This window comes from Leucobacter chromiisoli (assembly GCF_016522505.1).
In the GTDB taxonomy this organism is placed as follows: domain Bacteria; phylum Actinomycetota; class Actinomycetes; order Actinomycetales; family Microbacteriaceae; genus Leucobacter; species Leucobacter chromiisoli.
On record NZ_JAEHOH010000001.1, the window covers coordinates 201,116 to 222,942 of the forward strand.

The following is a 21,827-nucleotide window of genomic DNA, read 5'->3' on the forward strand; positions in this document are numbered from 1 at the left end:
GTGCGGAGCGGGCCGGGGGAGTCCCGCAGATCCCGCACCGTCAGCTGGATCGCGGGCGGCCTCGCCGTCGCGGTGATCGCGACGATCGCGGTCGTGGCGAGCGGCTACGACGCGCGCGAGACGCCCCGCGAGGAGGCCTCGGTCTGGACGGTGCGGTCGAGCGGCCAGTACGCCCGGGTCAACACGGAGACCGGAGAGATCGACACGGTGCGCCGGATCGACAACCCCAGCGGGCTGGTGCAGTCGAGCTCCGGCGGAGTGCTGCTGAGCAACGGCAACGGGCAGGCCTGGACGATCGACCCGCGCCTGCCCGGCGACCTCGTCGCCGAGACGGACGGTGCGGGCGGGGATGCGGTCGGCGGCGCGCCGGGCGCGCCGGACGACGCGGCGGGTGGATCGGCGGTCGATGGCACGGTCGCCGATCCCACGGTGGACGCGCCGGGGCCGGCCGCCGGGGACGAGGGGCCGGGGGCGATGCGCACGCCCGAGGGCACCCGCGACGTCGTGTCCGCCGGCGGGGTCGTGGTCTTCCGCACCGAGTCGGGATCGGTCTACCTGAGCCGCTTCGAGACCGGCGACGGCACCTCCGGTGCGGGCCCGGGCCTCACCGAGCCGCTGCTCCTCGACCCGCTCGAGGCGCAGCGGGGCGACGAGGCCGCAGAGACGGCCGAACCCGACGCGAGCGGCGAGGCGGAGGGCGCGGACGAGGGCGACGGCGCCGACGGTCCGCAACCGGGCGGGCCCTATCGCGCCGACGCGGTCGCCGTCGACGACGCCGGTCTGGTGGCCCTCTTCTCGAGCGAGGAGCGGGCCGTCCGCTGGTTCGACGCGACGGCCGAGGGCGGCGCCGGGGCGTTCGTCGGCGGCGCGAGCGAGACGCCGGACGTCCCGGCCGACGGGATCCAGCTGGCCGGCGTGGCCGGCGAGTGGGTGCTCCTCGACGCCGAGAGCGGGAGGGTCTGGATCGAGGGCCGCGAGGAGACCGTCGAACTCGACACCGCGGGCGGCGCCAGGCTGCAGGCCTCGAGCGCCGGAACCGGCGGAGGCGCGCCGCGCGCGCTGATCGCCGACTCGACGGGCCTCTGGGCCGTGGGCAAGAGCGGCTCGGCCGAGCGGATCGCCGAGGCCGAGGGGCTGCCGGCGCAACCGGTGGCCGTCGGGGACCGCATGCACGCGGCGTGGATCGGTCCCTCCGGTGGCACGCTCTGGTCGTCCGGCGAGGACGGGGCCGGCGGGGAGACCCTGCCGCTGGAGCTCGACGACACCGTCGAGGACATGGGCGAGTTCGAGCCCGTGATCCGGAGCAACGGCAGCCGGGCCGTGGTCGCCGAGACGCGCACCGGCATGATGTGGACCGTGCCCGACGGCAGGCTCATCCCCGTCGAGCAGTGGACGCTGGTCGATCCTCCGAAGCAGGAGCAGGGCACGGTCGTCGTGCAGGACGTGACCGAGCAGGAGCCGCCGGTCGCGATGGACGACGCCTTCGGGGTGCGCCCGGGCGAGCCGGCGCCGCTGCCCGTGCTGCTGAACGACTACGACCCGAATCGCCGCGATGCGCTGACGATCGTGCCCGAGGAGCTGGGAGCGGGGCTCCCCGCCGAGTTCGGCGCCGTGGAGATGCTCGCCGACGGCCAGGGCCTGACGGTGACGCCCACCGCGTCGGCGACCGGGACCGCCTCGTTCTCCTACCGCATCACCGACGGCACCGCGGTCTCGGAGCCGGCGACGGTGACGCTCACCGCCGTGGCCGACGACGTCGACACGGCCCCCGAGTGGTGCCCCGTCGAGGGCTGCCAGCGGGCCTGGCCGTCCCCGGAGATCACACCAGGGGGGACGCTCGTGCTGCCGATCCTCGAGGGGTGGGTCGATCCCGAGGGCGACCCCATGATGCTCGTCTCGGCCACGCCGGTGGATCCGGCGGATCCGGTGCGCGCGCTCGTCACCTCCGACGGCCGCTTCGCGCTGCGCCACACCGACCCCAACGCGGGCGAGGGCGAGGTCTCCGTCGTGATCGCCGTGCGGGACGCCCGCGGCGAGACGCGGGAGCGCGAACTGCACGTGCGGGTGCGCGCCGGCGCGCTGATGGAGCTCTCGCCCATCGCGAGCACCGTCGCGACGAACGAAACGACGACCCTCCGCCCGCTCGGGCGGGTGAGCGGCGGCTCGGGCTCCTACGCGCTCGTCGACGCCGTCGCGCAGGACGGCGCCCTCGACGCCCGGGTGAACCAGGGCGCCGGCACGATCGAGGTGACCGCCTCGGAACCCGGCAGCACCGTGCTCACCGTCACCGTGCGCGACACGGGGACGGAGGCCGAGACCACGGGGACCCTGCGGGTCACGGCGGTCGACTCGAGGCCGCCGCTCGGATTGCCGCCGCTGCGCGCCTTCGTACGGCCGCTCTCCGACACGACCGTGGAGGTGCTCGACGCGATCCCCGGCGCGAACGGCCGCTCGCTGGTGGTGCGCTCGGCGAGCGTCGTGGACGGCGAGATGCGGGCCGACGTGATCGATCACTCGCGCATCCGCGTCTCGGGCAGCACTCCGGACGGCGCACCCGGCCGCATCGGCGCGGCGGAGGTGGTCGTCGCGGAGGAGGGCGCGACCTCGCAGGGCCGGCTCACGGTGTTCCAGGTGCCCGAGAACGCCGACGGCGGGGTGATCGCGGTCGCGGACACGGCGACCGTGCGCGCGGGGTCGGTGGTCGACATCGCGGTGCTCGACAACGACGTCTCCGAGCCCGGCGAGCGCCTGGTGCTGCACCCCGAGATCGGGGCCCCGGGAACGAAGGGCGAGCTCGCCTTCGCGTCGGGCAAGACGCTGCGCTACCTGGCGCCCGCCGAGCCCGGCACCTACACGCTGAGCTACACGGCGTACGGGGCGAGTTCGCCCGAGTCGGGGGACGTCGGCCACGTCCGGGTGACGGTGCTGCCGAAGGACGGCAACCGCGATCCGCAGCCCGCGTCCGTCACCGTGCGGCTCGCGCCCGGAGAGCAGGCGACGGCGCAGGTGCCGCTGTCGGGCGTCGATCCCGACGGGGACCGCGTGCGGCTCGTGGGCGTCGACTCGCCCGACGATCCGAAGCTGAGCGCGACGCTCGCCCCCCGCAGCGACTCCGTGCAGGTGGAGGCCGGCAGATCGGCCGAGCCGGGTACGAGCCTCGTGGACTACACGGTGCGCGACGGCTTCGGCGGCGAGGGCCGGGGACGGCTCAGGATCATCGTGACCGAGGCGTCCGACGGCGGGGGCGCCCCGGTCGCCTACAGCGACTACGTCCGGCTCGCGCGCGGCGTCGCCGAGCCGGCGGTGGTGCGGCCGCTCGACAACGACGTCGACCCGGCGCGCGGCGAGCTCGAGCTCGTCGAGGTGGTGCCGAACGTGCCCGGAGGCCAGTCGTCCGACCGGTACCGCGAGCTCGCGGGGCGGCTCGACCTCTCCCGGATGCAGCAGGGGCGGGTGCTGGTGGCGGGAGGCGACGACCCCGGAACCGTGTCCTACCGGTACACCGTGCGCTCCTCCGAGAGCTCGAGCACCTCGGACGGGCTGATCGTCGTGCAGGTCTCAGACCGGGTCGGCCAGCAGGCCCCGACGGTGCGCGACACGGTGCTCTCGGCCCGGGATCGCGCGGAGCTCGCCCGCGGGGGCGTCGACGTCGTGACCGACCGCGTGCACTGGGCCTCCGGCGACGTCTCCTCGCTGCAGCTGTCGCTGTGGGGGTCGGCGGCGGATCGCTACAGCGTGGACGGCTCGCGCATCGTCGGCAGCTACCGGGCCGAGGGCGACCTCGTGCCGTTCCGGCTCGCGGGCACCGACGCGATGGGCGCGGAGGTCGAGAGCTTCGGCTTCCTCGTGGTGCCGCCGCTCGACGAGCTGCGCCTGACGTTGCAGCCGGGCCTCGCGCCGATATCGGTCGACGAGGACCGGAGTGCGCAGGTGGACGTCGCCGACGTCCTCGACCTCGCCGTCGGCGACCGCGTCGAACTGCGCGAGGGGCCGTTCCCGGTGCAGCGCTCGCAGGCGAGCTGCTCGGCGACGGGAGCCGGCGCGCTGCGCTACACGGCGGGCAAGGAGGCGCCGTGGACCGACTCCTGCGTGATCTCGGTGCGGCTGACGGAGCAGCGGGCGTGGACGCAGCTGGCGCTGCCCATCCAGATCGTGCCGAGGGAGCCCGTCGTCGAGCTCGCGGGGGTGACCCGCACGGTCGCCCCGGGCGAGGCGCAGACGGTGGATCTCGCCGACATGGTGCGCTGGCAGGGCGGGCGCGAGGGGCGGGCCGGAACGCTGAGCTTCTCGATCTCGGGGGGCGCTCGGAGCTTCGAGGTGGCGCAGTCGGGCGCGAGCCTGCAAGTGCGGGCGCGAGCCGACGCCGCTCCGGGCGCGCAGGAGGCGGTGACCGTCTCGGTGACGGGGGCCGGCGAGAGCCGTGCGCCGCTGACGCTGCGCGTCGGTCAGGCGCCGCGCGACACGCCCCGGGGCGCCACGGTCGCCCTGCAGTGCACCGTCGGCTCCGACTGCAGTGCGCGCGTGATCGGCGCCCCCGGGGAGCACGACCCGTTCTCCGGGAAGACCGGCGGCGGCCTCGAGCTCACCGGAGTGGACGGCGGCGGCTGCCGCTTCGGCACCTTCCGCGCCTCGGGCGACTCGGTCTCCGTCGGATGGCCCGACCCCCGCGGCCCCGGCGGGCGATGCACGGCGAGCTTCACCGTGCGGGACGCCCAGGGGCGCACGGGCACGGGCTCGATCGAGCTCGATGCGCAGGGCGTGCCGCGGCCGCCGGCCAGCATCGCCGCCGTCGGATACACGGCGAACAGCGTGACGCTCGAGGTGCAGCTGAGCGGTCAGCCCGCGCACCCCGACGTGACGGGCGTGCGGATCGAGGGCGGGCCCGGATCGGAGGACTGCTCTGCTTCGGGGGCGACGTACCGCTGCACGGTGCGCGGCCTCACCCCCGGCGAGAAGCACGGCTTCCGGGCCCGGGCCGTCAACGCCGTGGGCGCGTCCGACCCGACCGCGAACTCGGTGACCGCGTGGGCCTACAAGACCCCGGACGCCCCGAGCGTCGACCCGACGCAGATCTCGGCGGAGTCGACGAGCACCGGAACGGTGCGGTTCGAGATCCGCGGCGGTGACGACACCTCGGGGTTCCGGATCGTCACCGCAGCAGGCGAGCGGCGGGCCAACGGCCGGAGCGCGACCGTGGACGTCGCGGGGCTTCCCGTCGGAGCCTCCGAATACACGGTCGTGCCGGTCAGCCGTCACGATCCGCCGTCGGGCGCGCCCTCGGAGGGGGCCGGGCGGAGCGGTTCCGTGCGCGTGGGCGGACTGCCGAGCGTCTCGGTCAGCGCGAGCTCCCCCGCGGGCGGCAACCGCGTCGATGTCACCGTGAACGTGAACGCGAACGGGGGCGGCGAGGTGAGCCACGGCTTCCGGGTCGGCAGCGGCAACTGCTCGCCGGCGCAGCACGACGGCACGAGCGGAAGCTACTCGGACACCGGAGAGAAGTACACGACCGAGACCGTCACGGCCTGCGCCCGCAACGAGTGGGGGACCGCGCAGCCCGCGCAGACCACGGTGAACGTGGGCGGCACCCCGCCCGCGCCCACCGTGAACGCGGGGTGGACGGTGGCGGCGAACCCGCTGACGGTTCCGGGATCCTCGGCCGAGTACCGATACGTCTCCGGTCCGAGCGTGATCGCCGAGCCCGGTCTGAAGCTCGAGTACGTCGTCGACGGGACGAATGTCGGGCAGAACTTCCCCCAGCTCGGCCCCGAGCGGGAGCACACCGCGACGGTGCGGCAGTGCACCGCCAAGGGCGTATGCTCCGAGCCGGTGGCGGTGACCGGCAACGCGCCGTCGCCGGTCACGGTCGACCTGCAGGGCTGCATCGCGTCGGATGCGAGCCAGGCCGATCTGCTGAGTCGCGTCTCCGCCGGTGCGCGGTCCAGCGCCTCGCCCTCCTGGGACCACGCCGCCGGGGTGCTCACGATCGCCTGGACCGGATCCTATGCGGCCCTCCAGCCGCTGAGCGCCCCCGTGTGCGCGCAGCCCGATCCGAACCCCGAACCGCCACCGGGCCCGTGAGCGCGGGGCCGGGATCCCGGACCAGCGCAGCACCGCACCGACGACGCATCACCCGCACCACCGACACGAGGAGCCGATATGACCACGGAGCCGCAGACCCCCCTCACCGATGAGCGCGCCCGCTGGGCGGGGGAGGCGCTGCGCACCGCCGCCGACGCCGTGGAGCAGGCGATCCAGGGCAAGCGCCGCGTGATCGAGCTGGTGCTCGCGACCTCGATGGCCGGCGGGCACGTGCTGCTCGAGGATGTGCCGGGCACCGGGAAGACGGCGCTCGCGCGCAGCCTCGCGCAGGTGATCCAGGGCACCTCGTCGCGCATCCAGTTCACCCCCGACCTGCTGCCCGGCGACGTCACCGGCATCACCGTCTACGACCAGAAGCAGGGGGTGTTCGAGTTCCACGCCGGGCCGATCTTCGCGAACGTCGTGCTCGCCGACGAGATCAACCGAGCCAGCCCGAAGACCCAGTCCGCCCTGCTCGAGGTGATGGAGGAGCGGCAGGTCACGGTCGACGGCCAGAGCCACCCCGTGGGAAGCCCGTTCATGGTGATCGCCACGCAGAACCCGGTGGAGCAGGCGGGCACCTACCGGCTGCCCGAGGCCCAGCTCGACCGCTTCATGATCAAGACCTCGATCGGGTACCCCGACGGTGCGGCGATGATGCGCATCCTGCAGCGCGGGGCGGATCCGGAGATCGAGCCCGTGGTCAACACCGGCACCCTGCTGCAGATGCAGGAGTTCGCCAGGTCGGTGCACGTGAGCCCGCTCATCGCCGATTACGTCACCCGCCTCGTCGAGGCCACCCGGCGCGCCAGCGAGGTGCGGCTCGGGGCCAGCGTGCGCGGCGCCCTCTCGCTCGTGCGGATGGCCTCCGCCTGGGCGCTCGCGAACGCCCGCGCCTACGTCACCCCCGACGACGTGCGCGACCTCGCGCTGCCCGTGCTGTCGCACCGTCTCGTGCTGGAGCCGGAGGCCGAGTTCGACGGGGTGACGGCCGAGCAGGTCATCGGCCAGGTGCTGCTCGACGTGGACGTGCCGAGGGAGAACGGCACCGAGTGAACACCGAACGCACCCACAGCCGCACCTGGCGCACGGGGACCTCGACGCGGCTGAGCGACACGACTCGCACCGCCCGCGCGCTCGGGGGTCTCGAGCTGCGCCGCGTGCAGGCGCGCCGGTGGTGGCGGAGCACCCGGCGCGGTGTCCGGCGCGCGTGGGCGGGCGCGGTCCAGGCCGTCACCCCGCTCGGCTGGTTCGTGATCGCCGTGAGCGCGATCGGTGCGGCGTGCGGTGCGGCGCTCGGGTGGGTCGAGGGCTGGTTCGTCGCCGTGGCGTGCGGGGCCGCCCTGCTCATCGGCCTGCCCTTCCTGCTCGGCACCCGCGCCTACGAGATCAGGATCCGGCTCGACCGCAAGCAGGTGGTCGCCGGCGGCGAGGTGGACGTGAGGATCGGGGTGGGGAACGCGAGCTCGCGGCCCGCCCTGCCCGCGCTCGCCGAACTGCCCGTGGGCGACGCCCTGCGCGAGCTGACGATCCCGCTGATCGGGCCGAACCGCGCCACCGAGCTGCCGCTCTCGATCCCGGCCCGCACGCGCGGGGTGATCCCGGTGGGTCCGCTCACGGTTGCGCGCCGCGACCCCCTGAACCTCCTGCGGCGCGAGGTCACCTGGCGCGATCGGCACCTCGTGCACGTGCACCCGGTGACCGCCCCGCTGCCGCCGAGCTCGGCCGGGCTCGTGCGCGACCTCGAGGGCGCGGCGAGCCGGCGCCTCACCGACTCCGATCTCTCGTTCCACGCGGTGCGCGAGTACGCCCCCGGTGACGCGCTGCGCCACGTGCACTGGAAGTCGACGGCGAAGACGGGCACGCTCATGGTGCGGCAGTACGAGGAGTCGCAGACGGCCCGCGTCGCCGTGCTCTTCGACGCCCGCCCCGAGGAGTACGCGAGCGACGAGGAGTTCGAGCTCGGCGTGAGCGCCGCGGCGTCGATCTCCGTGCAGGCCGTGCGGGAGGGACGCGGGCGCTACGTCGCGTCCGCGTGGGCGCCCGGCCGTGTGCGCCCGAGCATCGACGGGCTCGAGGAGCTGCCGTCGCGCGATCCGAAGCAGCTGCTCGACGCGTGGGCCGAACTCGAGCCGGCGCTCGACGGCCGCCCGTTCGAGGCGCTCGCCCGGGGCCTCGCGGAGTCCCGGCGGCCGCTGTCGATCGTGGCGATCGTCACGGGATCGGTGCCCGACCTGCAGCGGATCCGCCGCGCGGCCGTCGCCTTCACTCCCGACGTGCACGTTCTCGTGGTGCGCTGCGAGCTGTACGCCGAGCCCCGGGCGCAGCGCGTCGACCCGCTCACCACGTTCACGGTCGGCGCCCTCGGCGACCTGCCGCAGCTCATGGTCAGGAGCGGACTGTGACGCAGGTCTCGCGCCTCGTCGGCGCCGTGGCGGCCGCGGGTGCGGCGATCTCGCTGGGCGCGCTCGCCGCCTGGCCGATCTACCGCACTCCCTGGCTGTGGGCGGTCGCCGTCGCCGGACTCCTCCTCGGGGCGGGCCTGGGGTGGGCGCGCGCCCGGTGGAGATGGTCGCCGCCCGTGCTGGTCGCGGTGTGGCTCGCGGCGTTCCTCGTGACGCTGGTGCCGGTGGCGGTGCCCTCCGCGATGGACGGCGGGCTCCCGGGGCTCGGGCGGGGGTTCGTCGACGGCGTCGCGGCGGTCGCGCTCGGCTGGAAGCAGCTGCTCACGCTCACGCTGCCGGTGGGCACCTACCAGACGGTGCTGGTGCCCGCCTACCTGGTCTTCTCGCTGACGGGTCTCCTCGCGACGACGATCGCGCTCCGTCCCGGCAGGTGGGCGTCGCTCGCCGCGATCCCGCTGCTCGCCCCCGTCGCGTTCGGCACCGTCTTCGGATCCTCCGCCGTGAGCGACCCGCTGCGCCTCGGTCCGGTCTCGCTCGTCGCGCCCCGGGAGCTGGGCGCGTGGCTGCTGGCGGGGCTGCTCGGAGCGGTCTGGGTGGCGTGGACGGCGGGCGCCGAGCGCCGGGCGGCGCTGCGGCGCGGTCGCGCGGCCTCGGGCTCCCCCGTCGCCCGCGGCCGGTTCGCCCGCGCAGGGATCGCGGCGGGCACCCTCGCCGCGACCCTCGTCGCGGGAGCGCTGCTCGCGCCCTCGCTCACCCCCGACCGCCGCGAGGTGCCGCGCGATCGGGTCGATCCGGAGATCGTGGTCCGGGAGCGGCCGAGCCCCCTCGCCGCGTACCGCAACGCGAAGCGGGACGACGCCCTCGACCGGCCGCTCTTCGAAGTGAGCGCCGAGGGGCGGCTGCCGCAGCGGCTCAGACTCGCCGTGCTCGACGTCTACGACGGGGTCGACTTCCACGTCGGAGCGGACGCCGGGGGCCGTTTCAGCCGCTTCCCGAGCGGCGACCGGATCCCCGACGAGAGCCGCCTGACCGTCGAGGTCGCGGAGGGCTACTCCGACATCTGGGCCCCCTCCGCCCGGCTCGGAGACCGGCCCTCGTTCTCGGGCCCGCGCGCATCCGAGCTCGCCGACGCGTTCTACGTGAACCGCGAGACGGACGCCGCCATCGTCGTGCCCGACGGCGGCGGGCTCGCCCGGGGCGACGCCTACACGGCGGTCGTGAGCGCCGCCGACCCCGGCCGCCTGTCCGAGCGACCGGCGTCGAATGCGCCGCTCGTTGATCTCGAGCAGACCCCGGAGCTCGCGCGCTGGATCGAGGCGCAGGGGCTGCCGGCCTCGGGCGAGGGCGTGCTCGAGCTCATCCAGCGCCTGCGGGATCGCGGGTACCTCAGCCACTCGCTCAGCGCCGGCGAGGGGCAGCGCCTCTGGCTCCAGCGCCTCTCCGAGGAGTACGGCACCGTGTTCGAGCCGAGCGCCGGCGGGCACTCGGTGACGCGTCTCGAGGAGCTGTTCGGGCAGCTCAACGCGCAGCAGCGGGCGGCCGGAGAGAACGCGGGCGACGCGATGCTGGTCGCGGGCGTCGGCGATGATGAGCAGTTCGCCGCCGCCGCCGCGCTCGTGGCGCGCGCGGTCGGCTTCGAGTCGCGCGTCGTCGTCGGGGTGCGGCTCGGCGACGGGGTGCCCGGCGTCCCCGCCTGCGACGGGGAGTGCTCCGGCGAGAACGTCGCCGCGTGGGTGGAGCTCCGCGGCGAGGGCGGCGACTGGGTGCCCGTCGACGTCACGCCGCAGGCGGAGATCCGGCCCACCACCCCCGAGGAGGGCGAGCAGCTGCCCGAGTTCCCCACGGTTCCCGAGGAGCGCGACGCGCACGAGGTCGACCCGCCGCTCGGGCTCGGCGACTCCGACGGAGACCCGCAGGAGCCCGAGGAGGAGCCCGTGGCGGCCTGGATCTGGCCCGTGCTGCGCATCGCGGGGCTCTCGCTGGCGGCGCTCGCCCTGCTGGCGCTTCCGGTGGTGTTCCTCCCGCTCGCCAAGCGCGCCAGGGCCCGCGGGCGGCGCGCGGAGCCCCAGGCAGAGCTCCGGGCGCTCGGCGCGTGGGACGAGATGGTCGATCGGGCGCGGGATGCGGGCGTGGACGTGCCCGAGGGCGGCAGTCGGCGCGACGTCGCGCTCGCGCTGGGCACGCGCGCCGCGGTCTGGGCGGCGGCGGAGACCGACCGGGCCGTGTTCTCGCCGGGCGGGATCACTGACGCCGACGCCGACCTGCTCTGGGCGGCGGCCGATGCCGACCGGACCGAGCGCGCCGCCGGTCGCACGCGCGGGCAGCGTATGCGCGAGGCGTACTCCCTGCGCTCCTACGGCCTCCGGGCGCGCGGGCGGCGCGGGCGGCTCGGGCGGCTCGGACGGCTCGGTCCCGGCGAGGGGGACGGTCCCGGCGAGCGGTCCGGGGCGGGGCGCACGGTTTGGCGCGGGGCGCAGAAGTAGCAGACAATCAGCTGGGGCGGATGCCCCGCGGAACGGGTAAGGAAGACACACGATGTTCGGAAACATGAGCGGGCCGCTCCTGACACTCATCGGGATCTGGGGCGTGGTCGGCCTGGCATTCTTCGTCTGGTACCTCTGGGCCATGGCGCGCCTGTTCCCCCGGATCGGGCTGCCCGCTTCGCACGGCTGGATCCCGATCTGGAACCTGTGGCAGCTCATGAACCGCACCGGCCTCCCCGGCTGGGTGAGCCTGCTGGTGCTCGTGCCCGGGCTCGGGGTCGTGCCCTTCGTCTTCGGCGTCATCGCGATCCACCGCATCAACACCGAGGCCGGCCTCGGCGCGGGATACACGGTGCTCGGCGCCTTCATCCCGCCCCTGTGGGCCACGCTCGCGGCCAACTCCTTCGCCGAGACGGCGCCGCTCCGGCAGCCCGCCGGCGTCGGCGGCTCCGGGGGGTACGGCGGCACCGGGGGGTACGGCGGCTCCGGCGGCGGGTATGCCGCAGGTCCGGGTGCCGCCGCCCAGGCGCAGCAGGGGTACGGCGCCCCTCCGGCGCCTCCGGCGCCTGCACCGGCCCACGCCCTGCCGCCGGTCCCGCCGCAGCATCTCGCTCCGCAGCAGCCGGCCGCGCAGCAGCCGGCTTCGCAGCAGCCGGCGCCGCTCCCGCCCCAGCCCTCGGAGCAGCCCGCGCGGCCTGCCCCGCTGCCCTGGGAGACGGTCGCCGAGCCGGCCGTCTTCGAGGAGCCGACGCCGACGGACCGGTGGGGCCTGAGCTCCACGACCGAGCGGGAGTTCGAGCGCCTCGCCTCGGAGGATCTGCAGGCGCCGCCCGCGGCCCCGCTCGCCCCGGCCCCGGCGCCGCGCCCAGCGGCCTGGTCCGAGCTCGCGCCGCCTCCGGCCCCTGAGCCCGCCGCTGCTCCAGCGCCCGAGCCCGCCGCGACTTCCGCGTCGCAGCCTCCGCTGCCCCCGGCGCCCCCCGCGCCTCCCACGGCGACCGGGGCGACCGGGGCTACTGCGGCGCCCGGGGCGCCATCAGGGGCCGCGCAGACGCCGCCGGTGCCTCCGGTGCACCCGGCGGCCGTGCCCCAGCACACCGGCCCGGCTGCTTCCCGTCACACGACGACCTCCCCGCCGCGCCACACCGGTCCCGCCGCGCCCCGGCGACCGGCGGTTCCCGCCGCGGCCGAGGCGCCGGTGTCGAAGCAGGCCGAGGCGCCCGCGCCGAAGCCGGCCGAGGCGCCGGTGCCGAAGCGGGCCGAGGCGCCGGTCGAGCGGGACGACCGGGCCGTGCACTCCGAGGCGCGCCGGGATCCCGAGTCTGCGGCGCCCGCCCCCTCCTCGATCGACGAGCTGTTCGCCCGGGAGGACGACCTCGACCGCACCGTCGTCGCGGCGCGCCCGCCCCGGCAGAACTGGGTGCTCGTGCTGCCCGACGGCGAGGAGATCCCGCTCCCCGGCGGCGACGTCGTCGTCGGACGCAAACCGCAGGCTGTCGCCGGCTCGACGGTGCTGGCGATCCCCGATCCGACCAGGACGCTCTCCAAGTCGCACGCGCGCATGCGCTTCGACGGCGAGAGCTGGACCATCGAGGATCTCGGCTCGACCAACGGGCTCGTCCTGGTCGCGGAAAGCGGCGAGGAGATCGAGGCGGTGCCCGGGCAGGCGGTTCTCGCGACCGAGCAGATGATCATCGGCACCCTCGAGGTCGCCCTGCGAAGGGCCGGTGACGCGCGCTGATGACCGCGGCAGCGACGGCCCCGGTGCTCGACTACGCCTCGCGCACCGATCCCGGGCTGCGCCGCGAGGTGAACGAGGACGCCGTGCTCGCGCAGGATCCGTGCTTTCTCGTGGCCGACGGCATGGGCGGGCACGAGGCGGGAGACCGAGCCAGTCGGGCGGCGATCGACGTGTTCGTCGAGCTCCTGGCCGCCGGTGCGGGACCGCTCGGCCTCGGTGAGGTCGAGACCGCGATCGAGAACGCGCGCTACGCGGTGGCGGACATCGCCCGGCACTCGGCTCGCGGCGCGGGGTGCACCCTCACCGGGGTGGTGCGCGTCGAGCACGAGGGCGAGCCGTTCTGGTACGTGCTGAACGTCGGCGACTCGCGGGTGTACCTGCACCGCGGCACCGAGCTGACGCAGTTGACCGCGGACCACTCGCTGCGGGAGGAACTGCTGGCGAGGGGCATCACCGATGCCGACACGACCCCCCGCAACGTCATCACCCGCGCGCTCGGATCCGAGGACCCGAGGCACGACGCCTGGCTGCTCCCGATCCAGACCGGCGCGCGCCTGCTGATCTGCTCGGACGGTCTCACCACCGAGCTCTCCGATGCCGAGCTGCTCGCGGTGCTGACCGTCGGCGGGCGGCCGGCCTCCGTCGCGGACGAGCTGCTGCGGCGGGCGTGCGAGTCGGGCGGCCGGGACAACATCTCCTTGATCGTCGTCGACACCGTCTCGGGCGGCAGCGGCGAGGGGGCCGGCGCTCGGCCGTGGGAGACGGGCACCGTCGGCCCGACCGGGGCCGACGATGACACGCTGGAGCGCACGCTCCCGGGGAGGCACCGGTGAGCCGGGGCGGCGAGGAGCCGGTGGGCCGGGATGCGGGCCCGGTGGGCGGGGACGACGAGGATCCGGTGGAGGATCGCACGGTCGTGGCCTCGCGGCTCGACGAGACCGTCGTCGTGGCGCGGCGGGCCCCGTCGGCCGACGAGCTCGACCGCACGGTGGTCTCGGACCGGCTCGGCCGCACCGTCGTCGCCTCGCGTTCCCGTGACGCGGCTGCGCCCTCCGAGCCGCGGGGCGAGAAGCGGGACCGGTGGTCGCGTGGCGATGAGCCGGACCGGTCGCGTGGCGATGAGCCGGATGATCGGGCTGCCGGCGGATCGTTCCGTGGGACTCGCAGCGGTGCCGGATCGGCGCCGTCCACGGGGCGTCGCACGGGGAAGGGCCTCGATCCCTCGCGGCGCATCCCCGCTGTGCCCGGCGATGTCCCCTGGGCGTCGACGCCCGTGCCCGAACCCGGGGTGCGACCGGGGCTTCCCGTCGTGTACGGCGCCCGGCCGCCCGCGGATGGCGGGCCCGAAGAGCCGGACGGGATCCGGCGCAGGCTGGGCCCCCCTCCGGCGGCCCCGGCGTCTCCCCTCGCCGCCGAGCAGGCACCGCGCCCAGCCCTGCCCTCACTTGAGCGGCGGACGAGGCGGAGGCGCGTCGTCACACTCGCCTGCTACACCGCCGCGATCCTCGTCTCGGGTTTCGGCCTCTGGGGCGTCGCCGTGCTGGCGTTCGGCTAGGGACGAGCTGTCGGCGGCCGGCGGTCGGCTGTCGGTTGTCAGCTGTCGGCTGTCGTGGACGTCCCGTCCGCCCGACCGTTCCGCCCGTCCCGTCCGGCCGGCCCGTCGGTCCGCTCCGCCCGTGCCGACCGGCCGTTCCGACCGGTCCGTCGGTCCGCTCCGCCCGTCAGCCTGTCCCACCCGACCTGAACGCGCTTCGACCCTGTCCTCGATCCGGGTCGAGCCTATGCTGCGGGACGGTGAGGTCCAGCTCCTGTGCATAACCGGAGCTTATCCACAGATGCACATCGCGGACGCGCAGCCAAGTGATTCCTCCTCCAAAATTCACCGGAAAACACTTCTCTCACGTCCTCCGAGATCGGCGTGATTCCGCGGCTCCGGGCGGGGCGAATGTCAGTGGTCCGGTCCATACTTCGGACATGAGCATCCCTTTCCGTTCCGGCACCGAGCAGCACCGGCTGCTGGGTGCGGCGGTGACGGAACTCGTCGATATCGATCGTCAGATCCGCCGGCTCGAGGCGCGGCGAATGGCGGGCTTGGCGCGCGTCCGGGAGATCGCGCACCAGGAGGCCGATGCGGCTCGCGCCGAGGCGGCTTCGGAGGGGCGTCGGCTCGGATACGAGCACGACGGTGTCGTGCACCGTGCTGCAGAAGCAGAGGTCGCCTTCGCTCTCGGGGTCTCGGATCGCGCGGTCGCGAGGCAGATCGATCATGCCGACCGGGTCATGACCGACTACCCGGTGACGCATGCCGCCCTTGCGGCGGGCCGGATCGCGCTGGGCCACACGACCGGAATCGCGGATGCGGGAGCGGTGATCCGAGACGCCGGTGCGCGACGAGCGTATGAGGCGGAGGCGCTCGCCTATGCGGTTCGGGAGTCGCCGAACCGGACCCGCCGCATCGCGAAGATCCTCGCGGACAAGTACGCGGCGACCACGTTCGAGGAACGTCATCAGACGGCCAGAGAGCGGCGCCTCATCTCGGTGACGCCCGTTGACGATGGGATGGCGGAACTGAAGGCGATCATGGACGCGAGCAGCGCGCACGCGATCTATGATCGGCTCTGCCAGCAGGCTCGGCTCGTGCAGGACGCCGAACGCGCGTCCGCGGCGGAGGCGAAGCGTGCCGCGACCCGGGATACCGGGGTCGACGTGCCGGGCGTTCGGCCGCTGGACCACATCCGGGCCGATCTCGCGGCCGACATCCTGCTGCACGGAGCCCCGTCCAACGACCTCGGCGAGATCGATCTGAGCAGCATCCGGGCTCGTGTCCAGGTCACGGTGCCCGTGCTGTCCCTCCTGCCCGCCACGCGCGCCGTGTCTGAAGCAGGGGACAACGATCCCGGTGCGCACGGTGGCGATGGTGAGCGCGGCGGCGTCGGTGCATGCGGCGATGCCGATGAGCGCGGCGATGCCGGTGCGCGCGGTGGAGATGGTGAGCGCGGCGATGCCGCATCCGAGCGCCATTACCTGCGCGTCGCAGGCCTGCAGGGCGCGGCCGTGCTGGCGGGCTACGGGCCCATCGACGCCGCGACCGCACGTCTGCTGGCCGGTCTCTCGGCGGGGTGGGATCGCATCAGCTGCCATCCGATCACCGGCGGCGTCCTCGGTGTGGATCGCTATCGACCCTCGGCGCAGGTCCGCCGCTTCGTCATCGCGAGGGACACGCAGTGCCGGTTCCCCGGCTGCACCGTGGTCGCGCACCGCGCAGACCTCGACCACACGGTCGACGCGGCACAGGGTGGCGCGACCTCGACGAAGAACCTGGCGGTGCTCTGCCGCCGGCATCACGTGCTGAAGCACCGCACCGGGATGACGGTCGCGCAATCTCCGGGCGGTGCGCTCGAGTGGACGTCGAGCCTGCGGAGGAGGCTTCGGGACACCCCGGTGTCGCGAGTGATGTTCCGGGCCGTCCGGGAAGCGCCCGAAGCGGGAGCGACTCCCGGATCGAGGCGAAGCGGCACCGGGGGACGGGAGCCGACCGGGAATGCCGCGAGGCCGAGAACGACGGTCGAGCCGCGAGGCCCCGCTCCGCCTCGACGCGAGCCCGCGCCGCCGCCGTTCTGAGCCCTCGCGGTCGAGCCGCCGAGCGGATCCGCCAACCGGCTCCGCCAACCAGCTCCGCCGACCAGCTCCGCCGAGCGGATCCGCCAACCAGCTCCGCCGACCGGCTCCGCCGAGCGGCTCCGGCGACCGGCTCCGCCGGCTTCCGCGGTCGCGGCAGTGCAGCCCGACGCCGGGGGCGGGGAGCCGACCCCGGCTCCCCGCCCTAGCGCTTCTCGACGACGAGCATCGTGCCCGTGGCGGTGAATTCGTCCTCGATCTCCTCGTTGCGGTTGTAGGTGGCGAGACTGACGACGATCGCCGCGAGGCCCGCGAAAACGAACCCGGGCAGCAGCTCGTAGAGATCGAAGATGCCACCCTCGGGGGCGCTCCACAGGAAGACGGTCAACGAGCCGACGACCATCGCCGCGAGCGCACCCCAGTTGGTGAGCTTGCGCCAGTACAGGCTCAGCAGGACGATCGGCCCGAAGGAGGCGCCGAAGCCGGCCCAGGCGAAGCTGACGAGGCCCAGGATGGAGTCGTTCGGGTTGATCGCGAGCAGCGCTGCGACGACGGCGACCGCGAGCACGCAGGCGCGTCCCAGCATGACGAGCGACCTCTCGGACGGCGGCGTCTTGCGCACGACCTTGTAGAGATCCTCGACGAGGGCCGAGGAGCAGACGATGAGCTGGCTCGAGAAGGTGCTCATGATGGCGGCGAGCACCGCCGCGAGCACGAGCCCGGCGACGAGGGGGTGCAGCAGCGCCTGCGACATCATGAGCACGATCGTCTCGGGATCCGCGAGATCGATATCGTTCTGCGACACGTAGGCGACGCCGACGAGACCCGAGAAAACGGCGCCGGCCAGCGAGATCACCTGCCAGGTCACGCCGATGCGGCGCGCGCTCTTCGCCTCCTGAGGCGTGCGCAGCGCCATGAACCGCACCACGATGTGCGGTTGGCCGAAGTAGCCGAGACCCCAGGCGAGGCCCGAGAGCACCCCGATGATGGTGACCGAGGTGAGGCCGGTGCCGCCGAACAGGTCGAAGTGACTGGGGTCGAGATCGCGCACGAGCGACATCGCCTCTCCGACTCCGCCGACCGAGACGACCGCCGCGACCGGCACGATGACGACCGCGATGACCAGCATGAGGCCCTGCACGACATCGGTGAGCGAGGCTCCGAGGAAGCCGCCGAAGAGGGTGTAGCCGAGCGTGACCACCGTGACGAGCACCATGCCCCAGATGTAGTCGCCGTCGAAGGCGCTCTGGAAGAAGACCCCGCCCGCGACCATGCCGGAGGAGACGTAGAGCGTGAAGAAGACCAGGATGATGACGCTCGAGACGATGCGCAGCAGCCGCGTCTTGTCCCGGGTGCGGTTCTCGAAGAAGCTCGGCAGGGTGATCGAGTTCCTCGACACCTGCGTGTAGGCGCGCAGGCGGGGGGCCACCACGAGCCAGTTGAGGTAGGCGCCGAGGGTCAGCCCGATGGCGATCCACGCCTCGATGAGGCCGGCGAGGTAGACGGCGCCCGGCAGGCCCATGATGAGCCAGCCCGACATGTCGGATGCGCCGGCGCTGAGCGCGGCGACCCACGGCGGCAGCCCGCGGCCCGCGAGCATGTAGCCCTCGTGGCCCGAGGTGCGGCGGTACGCGAGGTAGCCGATGAGGAGCATGGCGGCGAAGTACACGCCGAGCGCGATGTAGAGATAGACGCTGTCGGACATCATTGTCCTTCCTGAGAGGTACGGTGCTGAGCAGCCGGGGCTGCGGGGAGCCGGGCGGGGCCGCGGCGAAGCGGCGCGGGGCCGCCGGAGACGGGGTGAACCGGGATCATGCCTCCACCCTGGCACAGGGCGGAGGCATGAGGGGCTAGATCACCCCCTCGGAGAGGTGGTTCGGCGTGCCGAACCGGTGGGCCGTGATCGACACGGCCTGCTCGTGCAGGTGGGGCAGCATCTCGACGCGGCCCGCCGAGACGACCTCGCCTCCGTAGACGGCCACGTCGGGCTTGCCGCTCGTCGCCGCGAAGACGGCGGCGACCTGCTCGGGCCGGGAGGCGCCGGCGACGACGCGCACGCGGGCGCTCGCGCGGGGCCCCTCCTGCGCGGCGAGCGCGGCGAGCCGCTCGCGCCAGGCCGCCTCGTCCTCGAAGTGCACGGGCACCCGCGCCGTCGCGAGCGCGTCGAGAAGGGGCTTCGGGAGTGCCACCGGCGTGCTCACGACCGGCGATCCCTGGGCGGCGAGACCGGCGGCGATCGCGCGCACGGCGTGGTGAAGGGGCGCGTCGGCGGCGATCCGGATCGTCACCGGCAGGGGCAGGTAGCGCAGCAGGTTGCGCTCGACGCCGAGCTGCGACGCATCGCGGGCGATCCCGAACTCGTCCTCCCAGGCCAGGGCGTCCGATCCGAGGGCCGCGCGCAGCCATTCGAGCTCCTCGCCGCTCACGCCCGCCCGCTGGGCGGCCACGAGGAGACCCGCGGCCCGGTGGCGCGGTGCCCGCAGCTCGGCCGTCGCGGGGGCATCGGCCCAGTCGACGAGGCCGTGCAGGTAGTTCGGGCCGCCGGCCTTCGTACCCGCGCCGATCGCCGACTTCTTCCAGCCGCCGAACGACTGCCTGCGCACGATCGCGCCGGTGATGCCGCGGTTGACGTAGAGGTTGCCGGCCTCGATGCGCGAGAGCCAGCGCGCCACCTCGTCGCGGTCGAGCGAGTGGAGGCCGCTCGTCAGCCCGTAGTCGATCTCGTTCACCATGTCGATCGCCTCGTCGAGGGTGTCGGCGGTCATGACGCCGAGGATCGGGCCGAAGTACTCGGTGAGGTGGTACTCGGATCCGCGTCGCACGCCGTCGCGGATGCCGGGGCTCCAGAGCTTGTTGCCGCCCTTCCCGTCGCGCGCGAGCGGGCTGTCACTCTCGAGCGGTGCCGGCTCGACGAGCCAGCTCTCGCCGGGGCCGAGCGTCGTGAGCCCGCGCAGCAGCTTGCCGTCGGGGGCCGCGATGACGGGGCCCATCTGCGTCTCGAGGTGCTCCGGGGTGCCGACCCTCAGCGACCGGACCGCGTCGAGCAGCTGGCCGCGGAAGCGCTTCGAGGACGCGACGGACCCGACCAGGATCACGAGCGAGGCGGCGGAGCACTTCTGCCCCGCGTGACCGAAGGCCGACTGCGCGACGTCTCTCGCCGCGAGGTCGAGGTCGGCGTTCGGGGTGACGATGATCGCGTTCTTGCCGCTCGTCTCGGCGAGGATCGGCAGGTCCTCCCGTAGCTCGCGGAAGCTCACCGCGGTCTCGTAGGCGCCCGTCAGGATCAGCCGGTCGACCCGCGGGTCGGCCACGAGCCTCGAACCGAGCTCGCGATCCGAGAACTGGACGAACTGCAGCACGTCGCGCGGCACGCCGGCCTCCCACAGGGCCTCGACCATCACCGCGCCGGAGCGCGCGGAACTCGAGGCCGGCTTGATGATCACCGGCGATCCGGCGGCGAGGGCGGAGAGCACTCCGCCGGCCGGGATCGCGACGGGGAAGTTCCACGGCGGGATCACCGCCGTCAGGCGCACGGGCCTGGCGGTCGCGCCGTCGACCTGCTCGAGCAGCTGCCCGAGCATCGCGTAGTAGTTCGCGAAATCGATGGCCTCGGAGACCTCCGGGTCCCCCTGGTCGAGCGTCTTGCCGCACTCCGAGCCCATGACCTCGAGCAGATCCGCGCGGTGCGCCTCGAGCCGCTCGCCCGCGCGGTAGAGGATGCGCGCCCGCGCGTCGGCCCCCAGCGCCTGCCACGCCTCCGCGGCCGCGATCCCGCGCTCCACCGTCTCGTCGAGCGCCCGCTCGTCGCCGATGCGCGACGACTCGACGAGGTCGGCGCCCAGCCTCGAACCGACCATGCGGCCGGCGATCGCGCGGCCCCACTCCCGGTTGCCCGGCAGATCGGGATCGGTATCGGGGGTGTTGTCGAAGGCGCCGGATCGCCCGGACTCGACGAGGGCGTCCACGCGCGCCTCGGCTCCGGTCGCGGCGGCGGCCTCGCCTCCGGACCGGGTTCCGGTTGCGGCGTCCGTTCCCTCGACGGTGCGGCGATCCTGCCGCCGATTCGGGGCGGGCACGCGGTACGAGGAGACGGAGCCGTCGCCCGTGATGGCCTCGAGGTCGTCGAGGGATGCGAGGAAGCGCTGCTTCTCGCGCTCGAACAGCGCGGTGCTGTCGCCCATCTCGAAGACGGCCGACATGAAGTTCTCCTGGCTCGCCCCCTCCTCGAGCCGGCGGATCAGGTACGCGATCGCGACGTCGAACTCCTCGGGATGCACGACCGGTGTGTAGAGCAGCAGCGAGCCGACCTCGCGCTTCACCGCCTCCGCCTGGCCCGTCGCCATGCCGAGCAGCATCTCGAACTCGACCCCGTGCTGCGCCCCGCGCGCCTTCGCGAGCAGCCAGGCGAGCGCGACGTCGAAGAGGTTGTGGCCGGCGACGCCGATGCGCACGTTCCGCACCCGCTCGGGATCCAGCGCGTAGTCGAGCACGGCCTTGTAGCTCGTGTCCGATTCCTGCTTCGTGCCCCAGGTCGCTGCGGGCCAGCCGTGGATCGCGGCGTCGACGTGCTCCATCGGCAGGTTCGCGCCCTTCACGACCCGCACCTTGATGGGCGCCCCGCCGCGCGCGACTCGGGCCGCCGACCACTCCTGCAGCCGCATCATCGCCGCGAGGGCGTCGGGGAGGTACGCCTGCAGCACGATGCCGGCTTCGAGATGCAGGAACTCGGGGCGGTCGAGGATCGCGGTGAACACCGCGATGGTGAGGTCGAGGTCCTTGTACTCCTCCATGTCGAGGTTGATGAACTTCTGCGGGCTCGCGCCCGCGGCCCGCTCGAAGAGGGGCACGAGCTGCCGCTCGATGTGGGCGACCGCCTCGTCGAACGCCCAGTGGTTGTGCGGGGCGACGGTCGACGACACCTTGATCGAGACGTAGTCGACGTCGTCGCGCGCGAGCAGGCGGTGCGTGCCGGCGAGTCGGCGCTCGGCCTCGTGCTCGCCCAGGATCGCCTCGCCCAGGAGGTTGATGTTGAGACGCACGTCGTCCCGCTTGATCTTCGCGATGGCGGGGCCGAGCTTCGCGTCGCTCGCGTCGATGATGAGGTGGCTGACCATCTGGCGCAGCACCCGGCGCGCGATCGGCACGACGACGCCGGGCAGCGGCCTCGCGACGGCGCCGCCGAGGCCGATGGCGCCCCGCATGGGGCCGGGCAGGAAGCCGGGCGTGAGCGGGACGAGCTCCTGCAGCTTCTTGGCCGCGGCGCCCAGATCCTCGGGGCGCACGACGCCGTCGACGAAGCCCACGGTGAAGTCGAGGCCGTTCGGGTCCTTCAGCACCCCCGCGAGGCGGGCTGCGGAGGCGTCGACCGGGAACTCGGCGGCCTCCGCGAGCCAGCGCCGCACGAGTGCGACGGCCTGCTCGGCGAGATCCTGGGGGCGGGTGGGAGTGGACTCTGCGGGTGCGCTCATGTTCTGAACCTTTCGCGCTGCGTCGGGCGGCGGGGCC

General features: G+C 74.1%; 10 protein-coding genes. 8 read left to right on the forward strand and 2 right to left on the reverse strand.

What is annotated here, in order from left to right; genetic code table 11:
* The 8 genes from JD276_RS00910 to JD276_RS00945 all read left to right on the forward strand — a co-directional run bounded on the left by JD276_RS00910 (position 1) and on the right by JD276_RS00945 (position 16,325).
* Positions 1-6,078 carry an Ig-like domain-containing protein gene (locus JD276_RS00910; protein ID WP_307866376.1) on the forward strand — a complete coding sequence of 2,026 codons (6,078 nt, stop codon included), beginning with the start codon at positions 1-3 and terminating at the stop codon, positions 6,076-6,078.
* 78 nt (positions 6,079-6,156) lie between these two features.
* Positions 6,157-7,134 (forward strand): AAA family ATPase, encoded by a 978-nt coding sequence (locus JD276_RS00915; protein ID WP_200112832.1) that lies wholly within the window; start codon positions 6,157-6,159, stop codon positions 7,132-7,134.
* Positions 7,131-8,483, forward strand: coding sequence for a DUF58 domain-containing protein (locus JD276_RS00920; protein ID WP_200112834.1), 1,353 nt, complete (start codon positions 7,131-7,133; stop codon positions 8,481-8,483). The genes JD276_RS00915 and JD276_RS00920 overlap by 4 nt, the downstream gene beginning before the upstream one ends.
* The gene (locus tag JD276_RS00925; RefSeq protein ID WP_200112836.1) at positions 8,480-10,966 is read left to right on the forward strand and encodes a transglutaminase domain-containing protein; all 2,487 of its coding nucleotides are present in this window, start codon (positions 8,480-8,482) and stop codon (positions 10,964-10,966) included. Before JD276_RS00920 ends, JD276_RS00925 begins: the two co-directional genes overlap by 4 nt.
* 64 nt (positions 10,967-11,030) lie before the next feature.
* Positions 11,031-12,704, forward strand: coding sequence for an FHA domain-containing protein (locus tag JD276_RS00930; RefSeq protein WP_200112838.1), 1,674 nt, complete (start codon positions 11,031-11,033; stop codon positions 12,702-12,704).
* Entirely contained in the window at positions 12,704-13,537 is an 834-nt protein-coding gene (locus tag JD276_RS00935) for a PP2C family protein-serine/threonine phosphatase (RefSeq protein WP_200112840.1), read from the forward strand. Before JD276_RS00930 ends, JD276_RS00935 begins: the two co-directional genes overlap by 1 nt.
* Positions 13,534-14,259 (forward strand): hypothetical protein, encoded by a 726-nt coding sequence (locus JD276_RS00940; RefSeq protein ID WP_200112842.1) that lies wholly within the window; start codon positions 13,534-13,536, stop codon positions 14,257-14,259. The genes JD276_RS00935 and JD276_RS00940 overlap by 4 nt, the downstream gene beginning before the upstream one ends.
* A gap of 419 nt (positions 14,260-14,678) precedes the next feature.
* Complete coding sequence (locus JD276_RS00945) at positions 14,679-16,325, forward strand: HNH endonuclease signature motif containing protein (protein ID WP_200112844.1); 1,647 nt, start codon at positions 14,679-14,681, stop codon at positions 16,323-16,325.
* A 202-nt stretch (positions 16,326-16,527) separates the two neighbouring features.
* Here the strand turns inward: JD276_RS00945 and putP are convergent, their stop codons facing one another.
* Together putP and JD276_RS00955 are read right to left on the reverse strand one after the other, a co-directional pair.
* A complete protein-coding gene (putP, locus tag JD276_RS00950) occupies positions 16,528-18,027 on the reverse strand; it encodes a sodium/proline symporter PutP (RefSeq protein WP_200113415.1) in 1,500 nt (499 codons plus the stop codon).
* 145 nt (positions 18,028-18,172) lie between these two features.
* Positions 18,173-21,790, reverse strand: coding sequence for a proline dehydrogenase family protein (locus JD276_RS00955; protein WP_200112846.1), 3,618 nt, complete (start codon positions 21,788-21,790; stop codon positions 18,173-18,175).
* Positions 21,791-21,827: the final 37 nt, after the last annotated feature.